This window comes from Micromonospora sp. WMMD710 (assembly GCF_029626045.1).
Lineage (GTDB): Bacteria > Actinomycetota > Actinomycetes > Mycobacteriales > Micromonosporaceae > Micromonospora.
Window position 1 is genome coordinate 4,580,451 of record NZ_JARUBD010000001.1, and the last position, 17,021, is coordinate 4,597,471.

The 17,021-nt window shown below is 70.8% G+C and carries 15 protein-coding genes; 9 read left to right on the top strand and 6 right to left on the bottom strand.

The genetic code is table 11. The features are described from left to right. Positions 1 to 45 precede the first annotated feature (45 nt). The 5 genes from O7620_RS21085 to O7620_RS21105 form a co-directional block, all read right to left on the bottom strand. Entirely contained in the window at positions 46 to 1,839 is a 1,794-nt protein-coding gene (locus O7620_RS21085) for a DUF87 domain-containing protein (RefSeq protein ID WP_278124620.1), read from the bottom strand. Next, positions 1,836 to 2,798, bottom strand: a complete 963-nt coding sequence (locus O7620_RS21090) for a PrgI family protein (protein WP_278124621.1) — start codon at positions 2,796 to 2,798, stop codon at positions 1,836 to 1,838. Before O7620_RS21090 ends, O7620_RS21085 begins: the two co-directional genes overlap by 4 nt. Then, a complete protein-coding gene (locus O7620_RS21095) occupies positions 2,795 to 3,712 on the bottom strand; it encodes a type IV secretion system protein (protein WP_278127093.1) in 918 nt (305 codons plus the stop codon). The genes O7620_RS21090 and O7620_RS21095 overlap by 4 nt, the downstream gene beginning before the upstream one ends. Positions 3,713 to 3,725: 13 nt before the next feature. After that, positions 3,726 to 4,109: a pilin gene (locus O7620_RS21100; RefSeq protein WP_278124622.1), complete on the bottom strand. Its 384-nt coding sequence runs from the start codon at positions 4,107 to 4,109 to the stop codon at positions 3,726 to 3,728. Positions 4,110 to 4,722: 613 nt separating this feature from the next. Then, complete coding sequence (locus O7620_RS21105) at positions 4,723 to 5,589, bottom strand: hypothetical protein (RefSeq protein ID WP_278124623.1); 867 nt, start codon at positions 5,587 to 5,589, stop codon at positions 4,723 to 4,725. A 1,188-nt stretch (positions 5,590 to 6,777) separates the two neighbouring features. On the opposite strand from O7620_RS21105, the gene O7620_RS21110 reads away from it, so the two are divergent. The 8 genes from O7620_RS21110 (at position 6,778) to O7620_RS21145 (ending at position 13,426) form a co-directional block, all read left to right on the top strand. Further along, positions 6,778 to 7,662, top strand: a complete 885-nt coding sequence (locus O7620_RS21110; protein WP_278124625.1) for a hypothetical protein — start codon at positions 6,778 to 6,780, stop codon at positions 7,660 to 7,662. A gap of 49 nt (positions 7,663 to 7,711) precedes the next feature. Continuing rightward, the gene (locus O7620_RS21115; protein WP_278127095.1) at positions 7,712 to 8,626 is read left to right on the top strand and encodes a DNA methyltransferase; all 915 of its coding nucleotides are present in this window, start codon (positions 7,712 to 7,714) and stop codon (positions 8,624 to 8,626) included. Continuing rightward, positions 8,623 to 9,513 (top strand): hypothetical protein, encoded by an 891-nt coding sequence (locus O7620_RS21120; protein ID WP_278124626.1) that lies wholly within the window; start codon positions 8,623 to 8,625, stop codon positions 9,511 to 9,513. The genes O7620_RS21115 and O7620_RS21120 overlap by 4 nt, the downstream gene beginning before the upstream one ends. Positions 9,514 to 9,541: 28 nt before the next feature. Then, entirely contained in the window at positions 9,542 to 10,054 is a 513-nt protein-coding gene (locus O7620_RS21125) for a DNA cytosine methyltransferase (protein WP_278127096.1), read from the top strand. Further along, positions 10,023 to 10,904 carry a hypothetical protein gene (locus O7620_RS21130; protein WP_278124627.1) on the top strand — a complete coding sequence of 294 codons (882 nt, stop codon included), beginning with the start codon at positions 10,023 to 10,025 and terminating at the stop codon, positions 10,902 to 10,904. The genes O7620_RS21125 and O7620_RS21130 overlap by 32 nt, the downstream gene beginning before the upstream one ends. Continuing rightward, positions 10,901 to 12,058: a site-specific DNA-methyltransferase gene (locus O7620_RS21135; protein WP_278124628.1), complete on the top strand. Its 1,158-nt coding sequence runs from the start codon at positions 10,901 to 10,903 to the stop codon at positions 12,056 to 12,058. The genes O7620_RS21130 and O7620_RS21135 overlap by 4 nt, the downstream gene beginning before the upstream one ends. Continuing rightward, positions 12,055 to 12,507, top strand: coding sequence for an XF1762 family protein (locus tag O7620_RS21140; RefSeq protein ID WP_278124629.1), 453 nt, complete (start codon positions 12,055 to 12,057; stop codon positions 12,505 to 12,507). Before O7620_RS21135 ends, O7620_RS21140 begins: the two co-directional genes overlap by 4 nt. Positions 12,508 to 12,859: 352 nt before the next feature. After that, a complete protein-coding gene (locus O7620_RS21145; RefSeq protein WP_278124631.1) occupies positions 12,860 to 13,426 on the top strand; it encodes a hypothetical protein in 567 nt (188 codons plus the stop codon). A gap of 102 nt (positions 13,427 to 13,528) precedes the next feature. On the opposite strand, the gene O7620_RS21150 is transcribed toward O7620_RS21145, so the two are convergent. Further along, on the bottom strand, positions 13,529 to 14,755 hold the full coding sequence (locus O7620_RS21150) for an IS110 family transposase (RefSeq protein WP_278124633.1): 1,227 nt from the start codon (positions 14,753 to 14,755) through the stop codon (positions 13,529 to 13,531). Positions 14,756 to 15,996: 1,241 nt separating this feature from the next. On the opposite strand from O7620_RS21150, the gene O7620_RS21155 reads away from it, so the two are divergent. After that, positions 15,997 to 17,013: a hypothetical protein gene (locus tag O7620_RS21155; RefSeq protein WP_278124635.1), complete on the top strand. Its 1,017-nt coding sequence runs from the start codon at positions 15,997 to 15,999 to the stop codon at positions 17,011 to 17,013. Positions 17,014 to 17,021: the final 8 nt, after the last annotated feature.

The following is a 17,021-nucleotide window of genomic DNA, read 5'->3' on the forward strand; positions in this document are numbered from 1 at the left end:
GGGGTGCGCTGGGTGCGGGATCGGTGGCGAGGTGATCGGTGAGGTTCACAGGTCCTCCTCCTCCTCGTCGTCGAGGCCGACCAGGTCGCCGGGACGGGTCGTCGCGAGGCGATGTTCGGCCTCGGAGGCGATCGCCTCGAAGCCCGTCCGGTTGGTGCCGGAGATCAGCAGCCCGGTCCCGACGCGGGCGGCGAGCAGCAGCCGCCGCTCGCCGGCGGTGAGGCCGAACGCGTCGCCGATGGCGTCGATGGCCTGCGGTGCCTGCTTGAGCAGCACCTGGGTGGCAGCGTTGGCGACGACGGCCTGGCCCAGGTCGGTGCCCAGGACATCGGCGACGTCCTGAGTGATCACGGCCAAGCCGGCGTGGCGTTTACGGGCAGCCTTGGACATGCGGAACAAGAACTTCGCGCCTTCGCCGTCGCGCATCAGCAGCCACGCCTCGTCCACCACGACCAGTCGGCGCCTGGTTGCTTTGTCGGGTGCGTCGACCTGCCGCCAGATCGCATCGAGGGCCAGGAGGGTGCCGACGGTGCGCAGTTCGTCGGGCAGCTGCCGCAGCGACCACACCACTAGGTGCCCGTCCAGGCGGGTGGTGGAGGGGCCGTCGAACAGCTGGGAGAACGAGCCGTGCACCCACGGGGCGAGGCGGGCGGCGAGCTGCCCGGCGGCGGGGTCGCTGTCGTCGATGAGGCAGCCGGTGAGGTCGCGCAGCAGCGGCGCGGGCCGGTGATGGGTGGCCGGGTCGGCGGTAATGCCAGCTCGGCGGTAGACAGCGAGAATCGCCCGGTCAAGAGCGGCGCGTTCAGCCGGCGGCGGTTGGTGGCCGAGCAGGACGGCGATCAGGGTGTGCAGGAACAGCCCGCGGCGGGTCAGCACGTCGGGTCGGGCGTCTCCGGCGGGCAGATCGAGAGGATTGATCTTCACGCCGGTGGCGCCGAGGCGCACCACTGTGCCGCCGACGGCGTCGGCGAGGCGCAGGTACTCGTCTTCGGGGTCGATGACGGCGACTTGCACCTGCTGGTAGAGGTTGCGCAGGATCTCCAGCTTCACGAAGTAGCTCTTGCCGGCGCCCGAGCGGGCCAGCACGACGGAGTTGTGGTTCTCCGCCGCCCAGCGGTCCCACCACACGATGCCCTGCGAGTCGGGGTTGACCCCGTAGAGCACCCCGCCTTCGGCGGGTGGGTCGCCGGGTAGCGGCGCGGGCAGGTCGGCCGACGCGAGGGGGAACGCGGCGGCGAGGGCTTGGGTGTCCATAGTGCGGCGCATCTGCAGCGAGTCAGTGCACAGGGGCAGGGTGGTGGTCCAGCCGGCGAGGTGGCGCCAGGTCGCGGGCTGCACCTCGATGAGCGTGGACGCGGCGGCGGCCTTCACCTGCGCGCACGCCTGCAGCAGTTCGTCCTCGGTGCGGGCGTGCACGGTCAGGTAAAGCCCGACGCGGAACAGTTTCGCCGCGCCGCGGGCCAGGCGTTGGGCGAGGTCGGCGGCGTCCTCGGCCGCCGCCTCGACGTAGGGGTCGGGCAGCTTCCCGCTCTCGGCGCCAGCGCGGCGGCTGGACTCGAAGCGGGCGCGCTGGTTGCGCAGCCGAGACGCCGCGATCGGTGCGGGCAGCGGGTCGATGTGCAGGGCCAGGTCGAGGCGGCCCGGCCACGACAGGAGCGGCTCCAGCCAGGCGTGGCCGACCTCGGCGGGGTAGCCGGTGACGACGAGGGTCGCGGCGTACCCGTCGCCGACGCGCAGCATCCGCGGGGTCACCTCGACCGAGGCGGGCGCGACGGTGCCCGCCAGCGACGAGGTCTGGCGGGCGCCGGTGTCCGTGCGGGATCGGTTGCGGGTTCTCATCGGGGTCCTCTCTTTTTCTGCCGGGGTGGGGTGTCCGGGCCGGTGATGACGGCGTCGGGGGCGGCGAGTCCGCCGGGGCGCGACGGCCGGTACGGGTCGGCCGCTGCGGCGATCGCCGCGGTGACCGCCGTCCCGTCCAGGGCGCGGGTGGTCACGCCAAGGCCGGACAGAGACCGGACGGTGTCGTCGGCACGCCGCCGCGCCGCATGCTCCCCTCGTTCGCCCGCGGTGCTGCGGGTGACGATGAGGACCTGTCGGCGCAGCGGATCGCGTCGAGTCGCGAGGTCGTCGAGGAAACGGGCGTGATCGGCCGCCGCGTCTGCCAGCGCCGGGTGCGCAAGCGAGCCCACGGCCTTAGACAGGGTGGTGGCGGCGGAGTGCAGGTCGACCGGTTGCGCCGAGACCACGATCTGCGTCGGCGTGGACAGGCTGTTGAGCCAGCGGCCGAACGTGTCGACCAGGGCGGCCTGCTCGTCGGCGGTGCGCAGTGCCAGGTTGACGCTGGTCGCGGCGACCATCGCCGCCCGCGCCCCGCCCAGGCGGATCTCTCCCTCGTCGTCGATCGCGTCGGCGGGCAGCCTCAGCGGCGCTGGCACCATCACTCTGCTCTTTGGTGCCTGGACCCAGTCCGGCGTCGTCGAGGTCGTGTCCGTGGTCGAAAGCGCGCGAGGTGCCCGGGCGTGCCGGACGGCGGCGAGCAGCCACACGTCCAGCGGCAGGCCGTCGCGGCGGCCGACGGCGACACCGAACACGAGACCGCCGAGGACCACGGCGGCGCCGACGAGAACCAGCACCGGCACGAAGGGGTGCAGGACGCGCCAGGCGCCGTAGAAGGCCAGGGCGGCGACGGCGAGGATCGCCAGCTGACGGAAGGTCAGCCCATACAAAACCTTGTCCGGGGCGTCTACGTCCGATGGCATCCGCGCTCGGCCTGCCTCGGTGCGGTCGTTGGCGCTCATCGGCGTACCGCCCGCAGTCCGCGGCCGAGGCCGGGGATCGACCGGGTGGCTTGCTGCACCACGACCACCCGCACCGCCGCGCCGATCATGTTCGCGCCGCGGCCGTTGCCGGTGGAGACGAAGCTTTTCATCATCGCGGGCACCCGCAGGGTGGTCCACAGCATGACCATCACGACGAACAGGTTGATCACCCCGCCCGGGTCGACCGGTAGCCCGAGCACGGGCAGCAGGTTGTCGGGGTCGGTGAGCATCCACTGCCCGGCGTACAGGGTGAAGCCCTGCACGATCGGTACCGCGAGGGTCCCGGCGTATGCCTTCCACCAGAGTCGGGCGATCGGATCGGTTTGCGGAAGCGCGTGACACGCCAGCGCCAACGGCGCGAACGCCGTCAGGACCAGCACCGTCGCGAAGCGAACGATCACGCTGAACGCGGTGGACGCGAGCAGAACCGCGATGATCGCCACGCAGACCACGAACAGCAGCACCGCGGTCTTGTCCTGCCCCGCGCTGATGTGCGTCTTGATCGCCCGCAACGCGCCGTCGCTGTCCCCGTCGGGGGTGGTCAGGGCTGCGGTGAGGGCGTTGGCGAGGTCGATGAGCATGCGGCACCACAGCTGCGAGAAGTGCGCGGCGACGAACCCGACGATCAGCCGCGGCATGAGGTCCTTGACGGTGTACTGGGAGGCTTCGCCACCGCCGGCGGTCATGGTGAGCACGCCGGCGGCGACGAACGCGAGGACGAAGACGGTGTCGACGACCCAGATCGAGCGGCCGGTCAGGGCCTGCACCTGCGGCAGGACCGTGACGTCCGGGGTGATCAGCAGCGCGCTGCTGATCACCCCGATCAGCGCGTCGAGGGTCGCGAGGATCGCTGCCGCCATCCAGTCGAGGATTTGGCCCAGCAGATAACTCATTCCCATGGCGGCGTCAGCCTCCGACGATGCCCTGAACGATCCCGAGCAGGATCGGAGCCAGCACGGCGAGGCCGTAGCCGATCAGGGCGTTCTTCAGCGCGCTCTTGGCCTTGTCAACTTGCGCTGGGTCACCTCCGGCGGTGGCCCAGTAGACGCCGGCCAGGACGAGGAACAAGGTGGCGACGGCCGCGAGGATGCCGATCAACCACATCTGCAGGTTGAGGATGACGACCGGGAGGGAGTTCGCCGCCAGCACGGGCACGCCGGTGTCGGCGTACGCGGCGGCGGGCACGGACAGAAACAGCAGCACTTCGCCGGTGACGGCGGCGACGCGGCCGGCCTGACGGGCGGTGCGGGAGCGGGTGAGGGCACGAAGACGTGCCGGAATGCGGGACATTGAGCGTTCACCTCCGGCCCCGGCCGGGTGAGGGCGGGGCGGTTGTCGGCGGTCCGGGTGGGTGGACCGCCGCCAGAGGGGCGCGGGCGCGGACAGCGCCTCGAAGCACGACCGTCCCCGGGAGGAGCACGTCCTCCCTTGTCGGGTAGCGATCTGTTCGGTGTGGTGTCAGCGCACCAAATTGCGCGGCACCCGGAGACGTCCGGTGCGTGGGGCGGCCCGGTGTGGGCCCGGCCCTCTGGCGGCGGGCGGGACCGTCACGCCCACTTGATGGCGGGTGAAGTGGTCTCGCACTTGTAAACCGCCGCCTGTGTGCTCTGGCGAACGCCTGTCGTTCTCACAGCGACTCACAGGGACTCACAGCCGCTCACACACAGCAGGTCTTCTCGCGCCTGACCTGCACTTTGTCGGTTTCCGCTCGGAAGGCCGGTTCTCTGAGTCGAGATGATCTGGGCGCCGGTGCTTCTTCCCCGGCGCTTCATTGGGTGGAGGCGTTCCCGCGACAGGTTCTTAAGCCCAGCCCGGGAGATGCCGTCGGCGCAGCGTGGACATGGCCGCGGCGCCCGCACCGGGGATCCGGTGGGGCGCCGCGAGAACGCGTGCGGGGCGGGTCTCAGGCGGCGGCTGCCGCCTGGCTCGTGTCCTGACGGGCAGGGCGGCGGCTGGCAGCACGCAGGTTGCTGCGTCGTTCAGCCTGTGCGGCGAGGGCCTTGGCGGCCTGTGGGGATGCCGTCCCGGTGAGTAGGCCCGAGGCGAGGGCTTCGGCGATGCGGGTGTCGATGCGCCCCAGGCGCATCCGTAGGGCATCGGTGCTCAGGCCCCGCAGCGCGGCGATCGGTTCGATCGCCCGCCGGCCGAGCCGCACGTCAATGTAGGACTGCTCGTCGTCGGCGTCGAGGATGCCGAGCCGTACGGCGCGGTTGATCAGCACGTCGGGATGACCGTAGGGTATCTGCGGGGTGCGCGGGCCGATGACGTGCTCGACGTCCTCGACCGGGATGACCTCCGCCGCCTGCTGGCGCAGCTTGAACCCGGCGCGCCAGCCGGCGCGGCACAACCCGGCATACGGGGCGGGCCGGGCGAGATCCACGTGATCGCGCAGCGCTACCAGGAACCCGGAGAGGACCTCCGCCTCGATGTCGTCGGGGTCGCCGGGGTAGCCCGTGCACAACTGCCGGGTGTAGCGGCGCAGCGCTGGCAGGGCCATGCCGACCGCGCCGATGACCCACTGCGGCCCGTCCAGGCGGGCCCGGCGGATCATCTCGGCCCACACCGCGTCGCGCGCCTCGAAGGACGTGCGATGCGCCAGCAGCCAGTCGCGCACCGCCAGCACCGTCATGACACCCGCCGGTAGGCCGACGTCCGGGCCGAGCTGGTCGAGGTCGATCGACAAGGGCTCGGGGTCGCAGGTCAACGCTGTGAACGCCACCTCGGCGGCGTCCAGCGGGGACTGCGGCCACTGCGGGGAAGTCGTGCTCATGATTGCCACTCCTCGGAGTCGATCTCGGTGTCGCCGCTGATCGGGGCGGCGTCTGAGCAACCGATTACGCCATGCGTGGCTCACAGACGCTCACAGCGCAGGTCAGCGCGCTTATGCCGCTGTCAGAGGTGCCCTCACCACGGCGCGGGTGGGCTGCGCCTCGGCACCGCCTTCGGCAGTGGCGCTCGTTGTCGCGCGAGCCGCTGACCAGGGCTGTGAGCGACAATCCAACCCACGCCGGCCCGGTTTCACGGCGCTTCTCACAGCGGCCCGTCATGCCGCTCACAGCCGCTCACAGTGGCCCGTCGTGCCGCTCACAGCCGCTCACAGTGGCCCGTCGTGCCGCTCACAGCCGCTCACAGTGGCCTCCCGGGACGTGTGTACGACGACGGAGTCATCGACACGTTCGGGTGTCGCCCGAACGACGTCGGGGCGGGTCCCCGCAATCCTGTCCGGCAAGCACGCGGCTGTGGCCGAGGTGACATGACGACCGCGCGCTGGGCGTGTCATCAAGGCCATCTTGCGGGCGCCGCCGCCGCGGCCGGCGCCCCTCTGCCACAGTGACAATGTCAACGATCGCTTTCGATGCCCCTGGACAGATTGACAACGCCTACGACCAAAAGGTTGCCGCGGCGGCGCCGCGACTGTCGGCGACGACACCGTCCCATGGCAGGCGGTCATCCTGGCATAGAGCTTTGTCGTTGACATATTGTCCGTAGCTCCTTGTGAGCAGGACGTTGACATCGGTCACACGTGCGCACGGCAGGCAACGGCACGGCGCCGGACGTGGTCGCGCCCACGCCGTCGCCGGCCGGCGATGAAGCCGCCTGTGACGCTGCGGCGCGTCGGCCCCGGCCACTTTGCCGGGACAAGACAAGGCCGGCTTTCGGGCTGTCACCACGGTTCGCATCAGGGCGCTGCGGACAGTTTGTCATCGGCTCACGTCATCGCCGGCAGTCGATGGTCAGGCGCGACGCGGTGCTGCTGTGCTGTCGTGTGCCTCGCTGCCGAGTCAACCGTTCATTGGGGGCTTCTGTGCGGTGGTCGGTGAGGTATCGGCCGGCGGCGCGCAGCACGGTCGCGGTCGTGTTGTGAGCGGCTGTGAGTTTGACAGGCGTTCGCCAGAGCACACAGGCGCGGGTTTACAAGTGTCAGCGCACTGCATGCGCGGCGTGGAGCCGACACCACATGAGCGAGCACACGTCGCAGCACCACCAGCACCCTATCCACCCCGTCGACCCGCGCGTGGTCGACCCGACCCTGATCGACGTGGTCGCCGGCGACCCGCCGGTGCCTGTCACCGTGTGGCGCACCGCCCACGACCCGGCCGACGCCGGGCGTAGCCTCGGCGCCCGCCTGGCCTACCGGCTGGTCGCCGCCTACACCCGCCCCGGTGAGGTCGTGGTCGACCTCACCGCCGATCACGCCCTGAGCGCCGTGTGCGCCGCGGGCGGCCGGCGGCACCACCCGGGCTGGTTCACCGACTCGTCTAGCCTGATCATCGGACCAGCCACCCCGCCGGCGCGACCCGATCCCGCCGCCCTCGACGACGACGGCGATGGCGATGGCCTTCCGGACATGACCGTCTGGTTCGGCGACGACCTCACCGACGGGCAACCGCCCACCGATCGCACCACCGCAGCAGACGGTCTCACCTCCCTCGGCGAGGCGACAAGCCTGGTCGTGGCCTGCTGGCCGCTGGATCCCGACGGCACCACCAACCGGGTCCGGCTGGCGTGGCTGCTGAGCGCGTGCGCCCGGCTGCTGCGCCCCGGCGGCTGCCTCGTCCTGGTCGTCACCGTCCCCACCGCCGTAGCCGGCGGCCCGGAGGACTTCACCCCGGTGGCCACCGCCGCCGCGCAGGTGGGCCTGGGCTATCTGCAGCACATCGTCGCCGTCGGTGCCGACACCGACGGCGACGCGTTCGTCTACCACGTCACCGACGAGGAACTGCTCACCCTGACCCATCCGCAGTGGGTGGCGCACGTGCGGGTTCATGCGGACTTGCTGGTGTTCTCGCCCGCGAACAAGGCGCGCGAGCAGCGCCACGGCGGCGGTGAGAGCCGTGGCTGACCACACCGCTTCTCCCGCCGAGTCGCAGGAGCCGACCCGGGACTCGACACTGGGCGACAGCGCTCAGCGCCACCCTGCGCAGCCGGAAGGGCTGTCGGTGTGGGCGACCGCCCAGCGGACCGGACCGGTGCAGCGCCGCGGCCGGTACGTGCCCGAGTCGGTCAAGCACCCGGCCCGAATGCTCCCGGCGATCGCCGCCCACGCCGTACATGCCTACACCCAGCCTGGGGACCTGGTCCTCGACCCGATGTGCGGGATCGGCACCACCCTCGTCGAGGCCATCCACTTCGGCCGCGACGCCATCGGCGTGGAGTACGAACCGCGCTGGTCCAACATCGCCGACGCCAACATCTCCCACGCCCACCACCATGGCGCGACCGGCCGGGCGTCGGTGGTGCGCGGCGACGCCACCCGCCTGTCCGCCCTCCTGCCCGCCGCTTTGGCGGGACAGGTCGCTCTCGTGGTCACCTCGCCGCCGTACGGGCCGACCGTGCACGGTCTGGTCCGCCCCGGCGAGGACGGGGTGGCGAAGTTCGACAACGCCTACAACGACGGCGACCGCGGGAATCTCGCCTACCGTGACCTCACCGGCCTCGCCGACGGGTTCGAGCAGATCCTGCGCGGCTGCGCGGGCCTGCTGCGACCAGGCGGCACCGTCGTGGTCACCGCCCGACCGTGGCGCAAGCACCGGCAGCTGGTCGACCTGCCCAGCGCCGTGATCGCCGCCGGCGTCCGCGCCGGCCTGGTGCCCACCGAACGGTGCGTCGCGCTGCTCGCGGCGGTACGCGACGGGCAGCTCGTCGCCCGGCCATCGTTCTTCCAACTCCAGGCCGTGCGCAAGGCCCGCGCCGGTGGCACCCCGCTGCACCTGATCACGCATGAGGACGTGTTGATCTTCCGCCGGCCGGGCGGCGACCCGGGTTCACCGATCCTGAACACCCCCGAGGGCGGGGTGATCGCGTGAACGCACCCACCCACCGATACCTGAGCCTCGGCGCCGGAGTACAGAGCTCCACGGTCCTGCTGTTGGCCGCACGCGGTGAGATCCCTGCCTTCGACGCGGCGATTTTCGCGAACACCGGCTGGGAACCGGCCGCGGTCTACGCACATTTGCGCCGACTGGAGCAGCTGGCCACCCGATCGGGGATTCCGGTTGTCCGGGTCGCGGCGGGTGACATCCGCCGCGACGCCCTCGATCCGGACCACCGCTTCGCCTCAATGCCTCTGTTCACCTTGGGACCCAACGGCGAGCGGGGTATGGCGCGCCGCCAGTGCACGGGCGAGTACAAGATCAAACCGATCAAGGTGGAGGTGCGGCGTCGCCTCGGCTACCCGTACCCCGCGCGGGTCCCCGCTGGTGTGATCGCCGAGATGGCGATCGGCATCAGCCTGGACGAGATCGGCCGTGCCCGTGACGCCGACGTCGCCTACATGCGCAACGTCTTCCCGCTGCTCGATCTCGGCTGGCGGCGCAAGGACTGCCTCGCCTACCTCGCCGCGCACGGGTGGGCAGACACCCCGCGCAGCGCGTGCGTGGGGTGCCCGTTCCGCACCGACGCGGAATGGGAGCGGTTGCGCCGCGACGACCCCACCGGATGGGTCGACGCGGTGGCGTTCGACGCGGCGATCCGCCACGGGTCGGCGCGAGCCAACGCCGCCGGGCAGCCTTTGCGGGGGCAGTTCTTTCTGCACCGCCAGCGCGTCCCCCTCGACCAGGTCACCCTCCGCCCCAGGACTGAGGCGCAGACGGATGTGCCGGGGTGCGGGCCGTGGACCTGCCCCCACCCAGACACGGCCACCGAGCCAACGCCCGACTCATCGGTCGCGCCGGGGCAGGAGGTGCGCGATTGACCGGCACCTCCCACCCCGCATCGGATCGCTGTGCACCGGCTACGGCGGCCTCGACATGGCCGTCGAGCTGGTGCTCGGCGGCCAGCTCACCTGGTACGCCGAGACCGACCGACACGCCGCCACCGTCTGCGCCCACCACTGGCCCGGCGTCACGAACCTCGGCGACATCCGTGCCGTCGACTGGAGCACCGTCGCGCCCGTCGACATCCTCACCGCCGGATTCCCCTGCCAGGACATCTCCAACGCTGGCAAGCGAGCCGGCATCACCGGTGCGCACTCCAGTCTGTGGAGCGCTGTCGCCGACGCCGTTCGCCACCTTCGACCGCCGCTCGTTTTCGTGGAGAACGTCGCCGCGCTCCTTCGCCGCGGCTTCGACGTCGTCGAAGCCGACCTGGCCACGCTCGGGTACGACACGAGCTGGACGTGCCTACGCGCATCCGACATCGGCGCCGCGCACCGCCGCGACCGACTGTTCCTGCTGGCCACACCCGCAGAACCTCACCGAGGGGGTGCGGACGTTGCCGACACCGTGCGCCCGTGACGGAAAGGGCCCCGGGCACCAGTACGGGCTACCCGACCTGATCGAACCGTCCGGCTCCACCCACGGCCTGCTGCCCACCCCCACCGCGGTGGCATACGGGTCGAACAAGTCCCCGTCCGCCGGGGCGACCCGCCGGCCGAGCCTGGCTGGCGTCGCCGGGCAGCTCATGCCGACGCCGACGGTGGCGGACAGCCGATCCTCGGCCAACGTCACCGCCGGCCGCGTCACGCCTATCGATCACCAGGGCCGGACGCTGACCGACGCCACCCGGCTGCTGCCCACCCCGAGGGCCAGCGACACCGGCACCCCCGGACGTAAAGCGGGGGCCGGGTTCCGGCCCCCGCTGTCGCAGGTGCTGCTACCCACCCCCAGGGCCACCGACGGAGCGAAAGGTTGCCCAGGGCAGCGCGGCTCGCACGGCGATCTCACCCTGCCGTCGGCGGCGGTGCGGGTACCCAACCGCACCCTGCCCACACCCCGCGCGTCCGACGGGCGCGGCCCGGGACGCCACGGCGACGGCGGGGCGGACCTGCGCACCACCGTTGCCGGCCTCGGCGACCTCGACGAGCACCGGTGGGGCGGTTACGCCGCCGCCGTCGCCCGGTGGGAGCTGCTGCTCGGCCGAGGCGCACCGGAACCGACCCAGGCCGGGCAGCACGGCAAGCCTGTGCTCGCCCCACCGTTCGTGGAATGGCTGATGGGCCTCAACCAGGGCCACGTAACCGACCCCGCGCTGGGCTTGCCGCGCACCCTCGCGCTGCGGGTCTTGGGTAACGGCGTCGTCCCTCAGCAGGCAGCAGCCGCCCTGAGGCTGCTGCTGTGCCCGCACCGCTGGCAGGCGCCGTCATGACCGAAGATCACCGCCCGGGGGGTCTGGCTGAATACCAGTACCACCAGGAGGGGCCGGTCACCCTCTACCTCGGCGACACGCGGCAGGTGCTGACCGCCATGTCCGAGGCGTCCGTCGACTGCGTCGTCACCTCACCCCCGTTCTGGGGGCTGCGCGACTACGGCACCGGCCGGTGGAGCGGCGGCAACCCCGACTGCCCGCACGCCGCAAGCCGGCGGGTCGACGGCGCCACCTGCCGGCGATGCCCCGCCCGATGGTCCGATCCGCAGTACGGACTCGAACCCACCCTCGACAAATACATCGACCGGCTGGTCGACGTATTCCGCCAGGTGCGCAGGGTGCTCACACCCACAGGCACCTGCTGGCTCAACCTCGGCGACAGCTACAGCAGCGCCTCCGGCGGCGCACCCCAAGCAGGCCGGCCACAGCCAGGAGGCCGACGGCCGGCGGGCCCCCGCGCGCAGGACACCCTTGCGGCGAAGAACCTCATCGGTGTGCCCTGGCGGGTCGCGTTCGCGCTGCAGGCCGACGGCTGGTGGCTGCGCAACGCGATCATCTGGTCCAAGACCAACCCGATGCCCGAGTCTGTCCGCGACCGCCTCTCCACCACCTACGAACTGCTGTTCCTGCTCACCCCATCACCCACCTACTTTTTCGACCTCGACCCCATCCGGATACCGCTGGCGCACCCAGCGGCGGCCGACGGCAGCCGAGTCATCGGCGGCGCCCGCAAGGGCGCCACCGGCGGGATCGGAGCGACCGCCCGCCGCCGAGGCGCCACCGCCTACGGCAGCAAGTACGCCGCCACCGACACCGCCGAGCCACGCGCCTCGGCGGGCAACCTCAAACCGCTCGGGCATGCCCACACCGCCGCACACGTCCGGGGCCGCAACCCCGGTGACGTGTGGCGCATCGCCACCCGCCCCTACCGGGGCTCCCACGTCGCGCCGTTCCCCGTCGACCTGCCATTACGGGCGATCGCCGCCGGCTGCCCAGCCGGCGGCGTGGTCCTCGACCCGTTCTCCGGCGCCAGCACCACCGGCCTTGCCGCGATGCACCTCGGTCGGCGCTACCTCGGCATCGACATCGCCGAGCAGTTCCACCAGGAGGCCATCACCCGATTACGTCCACACCTGGCGCAGGACACGACATGAGCCTGCGCCTCGTGCCGGTCACCTTCGCTCAGGCCGGCGCGTTCATCACCGACTGGCATCGCCACCACCGCCCGCCCCGAGGACACAAGTTCTCCCTCGGCATCGCCCAGGACGACGTTCTCGTCGGGGTGGCGGTGGTCGGCCGGCCCGTCGCGCGGATGCTCGACGACGGCCAGACTCTCGAAGTCACCCGCGTCGCCGTCGCCGACACCGCTCCGAATGGCTGCAGCATGCTCTACGGCGCCGCCTGGCGAGCCGCGAAAGCGCTCGGCTACCGACGGTTGGTCACCTACACCCAACAGGGCGAGTCCGGGGCCAGCCTGCGGGCGGCCGGGTGGCGCGTCGTCGCCGCCCGGCCGCCCACGCCCGGCTGGTCCCGCGCTGCCCGACCCCGCAGCGACCACGGCGTCGACCACATCGCCCGCCTCCGCTGGCAACCGCCGCGCTGACGCCCGCCCCTCGTCACCTCGACACCGAAGCCAGCCCCCAGGGTGGGCGCCCATCAAGTTACGTCGGGCGCCCACCCGCTGCTGCAAACACAACCCACCCCACTACCGAAGGGATGTCCGCTGTCACCCTTGATCTCTGCCGGTTCCACTCGTCGGCGGCTAGCGCGGCGTGTTCTCGCCGCGCGGCCTGTGGGTGCTAAGCACCTACGCGGCTTGCAGCGGCTACAGCACCGGACACGCACAGAGCCCGACCTCGAAGCCGCCAACAGGGGCGCCTACGTAACGGCCGACTTCGCATGGACATCGGCTGTGGAGCCGGACCCGACATCAGGATGCTCGCGAAGGACGAGAAATGCCTGAGACCGACCACCCCGACGACCTGCCGCCCAGGACCGGACCATCGGCGCGGCGGGCGGGGCGCAAGCCGCGCCAACGGGACAACCTCATCTGGCCGGTCGTCACCGTACGACCGGCGGCGATCAACCTCCCCACCCTCACGGTCACCCAACGACACCGACGGCGGGTAGCGGACCTACTCGCCACCGGGCTGACCGTTGCCGCCCAGACCGGCCGGCCGAGTCTTTTCCCAGTTCTGGCCCTGACCGCTCCGGTCGACGAAATCCCCCGGATAGCCACGATCATCGACGAGGCCTTACAACTCGTCGCCGCACCGACGCCCGCTGCTATACGTGTAGGCCGGAACCTGCGCGGCGAACCCGCTGCGGTCGTACTCCACGGCGACCGGTGGAGCCTCGTCATAGAGACCCATCAAGCGGCGGCGCGCCAACCAACGGTCACCTACGCCTTCATCGACGGCTCTGGCGGACATTGTCTCGCGCTCTGCTTCGACGACCATCCCAACGCGCTCGGCGTCGCTTGGACTGAGATGACCCACCACGTCCTGGCGATGACAACCTAACCGCCCCACCGGCCGCACTAACTCGAAAATCGACCGTGACTTGACGTGCGGCAGCATCCCGCGTCGCGAAGCGGCGCGGGATGGGTGTCGTTGCGTGGTGCGTTAGGCGGCGAGGTCGAGGGTGACGCGGTAGCCGAGGGCTTCGAGTTGGTGGATGTGGTTGCGTTTGCGGCGTTCGGTGTCGGTGCGGCTGAGGTAGAAGTCGGCGCCGAGATCACGGAAGTCGGCTGTGGGGTCGGACAGCAGGTGCCAGATGATCGTCAGGACTGAGCGGCCGACCGCGACGATGGCGCGTTTGGCGCCGCGTCTTCGCGCGATGCGCCGGTAGCGTTCGCCGAGGAACGTGCTGGTGCGGGCGGCGGAGACCGCGATCTGCCCGAGAACGCGGGCGAGGTAGCGGTTGCCGTGCCCGGTCGATCCGGTGCCTTTGCGGCGGCCGGCTGATTCCTTGACACCGGGCGCGAACTTGGCCCAGCCGGCGAGGTGGGCCGGGGTCGGGAAACGGGTCATGTCCACGCCGATCTCGGCGATGATCGCGGCAGCGGCGGCCGGGCCGACCCCGGGGATCTCAAGCAGCCGGGCCGCCGCCGGGGCGAAAGGGGCCAGTTGCGCCTCGATCCGGGCGTCGACCTCGCGGATGTCGGCCTCGACCTGCTCGACCCGGGCGATCATCTTGCCCAGCAGAAACGCGTGATGGTCGGTGAAATGACCGGTGAGAGCTTCCTGCAGGGCGGGGATCTTGCGGCGCAGGCTGGAGCGGGCCAACTCAGCCAGGGTGTGTGGGTCACGCTGCCCGGCAATCAACGCCGCCATCATGGCCCGCCCCGACGTGCCGAACAGGTCGCTGACCACGACCGACAGTTTGATCTGCGCGTCTTCGAGCAACTTCTCCGCCCGGTTGCGTTCCGCCCCCGCCTCAGCGATTAGATCGACCCGGTAGCGGGTCAGGTCCCGCAGCATCCGGATCGGCGCCGGTGGCACGAAACTCGGCCGGATCATCTGCCGTTCAGCGACCTTGCACAACCACACCGCGTCCAGCTTGTCGGTCTTCGGCCGGCCCGGCAGGTGTTTGACGTCGCGGGCGTTGACCAGCCACACCTCGAACCCGTGCGCTTCCAACAGGTAGAACACCGGTTTCCAGTAGTCACTGGTGGCCTCCATGACCACCCGGGTCACCCCCAGCGCGGCCAGGCGCTCGGCCAGCCCGATCAGTGATCGGGTCATCGTCGGGTAGGTCCGCACCTCCTGCAGCCGCCGTCCGGGCTTCGTCTCGTCCGGAACCCGCACGCAGCACACCAACGACGCCTTGCCGATGTCCAACCCCGCCACACGCGTGATGATCTGCTCTTCATCCTGGGCCTGTTCCAGCAACCGAAACCCTCCCCACCAGCGCGAATATCAGGGCGGTCGCCCGCGGCAGCCACAGAACGGGTGAATCTAACTCGCGTGCTCGCAGCAACAGTGAAGGGCCCATAACGCGGCTACCAGCGTCCGACTAACCCACGACCTCACACGGACCAAGGAGCGACGACGTCAGCGAGCGACCGACACGATTTTCAGCCCGGAACGGGCCACCTCGCCAGAGGCGACAAGGACTAACCCGGCTACGCCGCCCGCCACCAGCTTCACTGCGCGCCCACAGACAGGCACTTGAAGCCGGTCGCGCGGCCAGCGCGGACTGCCGCAGAGGCGCTCGTCACCGCTCTCATTGATCTACACATCGGATTTCTGCAAGCCCCGCAGCCCCTACCGCGGGCGGCCGACCGTCCGGTCGTTAAGGCGATCAACACGCCGCGGATCGTCGGCGACCTGCCGCATCCCCGGATCAGCGGGAAGCGCATCTACGCGTCGCTCCAATCGTCCTGATCGGCGTCGCCCTCACCGCGCCGGACCGCGACCGCGCTCGCGGCGATGGCCGGAGGCGCATCTCTGCCGGACCAGTCCATGTAACGACGCCGATCGAGAGGCCGCCGTGCCGCACGCCAACTCACTGACTGACGCCATCACATCACACACTGCCGATGTCCGGCCGACGCTGACGGCAGGAATTGAAGGCCCAGTCGTAGCCTCTGCGAAATCGCCGGCAGCGCGGGTCAGGGCCAGATGGCAGGGCGTCGGTGTCGCTTGTACCGCAGCCGGTTGACCGGCGGTGCCGCTGATCTCGGGCTGGAAACTACGGCTGGGCCTTAAAGGAGGATCGAAGCCAAGGCCATACGCCAGCCGATGGTGGAGCGCTCGCGATCGCCAACTGGTGCACGCCCTGGCCGCTGTGAGGCTGTCGACTTGGGGGCGGAGCCCGTGGCACGACGCGAACGTCGAGTGGCCTGCCGCCAATTCCGAGGCAACACCTGGCGACACCCCCGGGCCTGAGGTCCGAAGGCTTCGCGAGGTGAGAGGGTAGGGCTGCGGCGACTAGCGGAGTCCGTGTACTGCGGCACGGCTTACCCCAGCCCGCCTAGAGAACGCGCAGCTGAGGCCAGCGCCGTGTCTGCTGGGCGCGTTAGACGAGGCGGTCGCCCCCGCGCGGGGCGGCTGCTAGCCCTGAGCGGTGAGAGGGAGAGGACAGCGGCATGCGGCGACGGACCTTGGTGACTGGAACGCTCGCCGGTGTCGTGCTGGGCGCGCCAGCGCAGGCAATCGGATCGGCAGCCGTCGTTGGTCATGACCGGCTGCTGTTTGAGCCCGCCGCCCCAGGCGCGGCACCCGTCACCATCGACGCCCTGCGAACGGCGATGTCGCAAGCGTCAGCCAACTTCCACGCGGTCCGCTATCGCCAACTCGCACGACAACTGCCGGAGCTACTGCGCGCCGCCGAGGCGACCCGTGACGCGGCACCGACCGACCGGGCAGGCTCAGTGCAGACAGTGCTCGCTGAGGTTTATGGCCTGGCGACGCGCCTCAGCGTGAAGTTGCACGATCCTGGCGTGGCGTGGTCGATGGCGGACCGGGCGGTGCAGGCGGCGCGGGTGTGCGACGACCTCCACGTACTCGCGGAGACATACCGGACGGCCGCCGTGGTGTTGCGCCGATCAGGCCGCCACGATGAGGCGCAGCGAATGGTCGTTCAGGCTGCGGCTCACCTCCAGGAGCACACCCGTTTGAAAGCCGGCAGGGATTTGTCCCTGTACGCGTCGATGCTGGCGACGGCCGCCTACACCGCTGCTCGCGCAGACCGACGCGACGATGCGTGGACACTGGCTGCGGAGGCAGGAGACGCGTTGGCTTCCGGCACGGCGTCCGGATTTGGATCGAACGATCTTGAGCTGTACCGGTCGGGAATCGCACGGGCGCTCGGCGACTTCGGCGCAGCCGTCGATCTCGCTCGCCGAGTGCGGATCGAACTGTTCACGACGCCGGAGCGTCGGGCCCGCTACTGGGAAGACGTCGCGCTGGCATGGATGGGTCGCGGCCGGGTCGCGGAGGCGTGGGTGGCGTTGCAGGAGGCCGAGGCGACGGCCCCCCAAGAGGTGCGGTACCGGCCTTGGGTACAGCATCTGACCGCTGACCTTCTTGCCGCCGACCGAGGGGGAATGCTGCCCGGAATCCGTCCGTTCGCCGCCCGCATCCAGGCGGCTGGACCAGCCTAGAGCTGGCC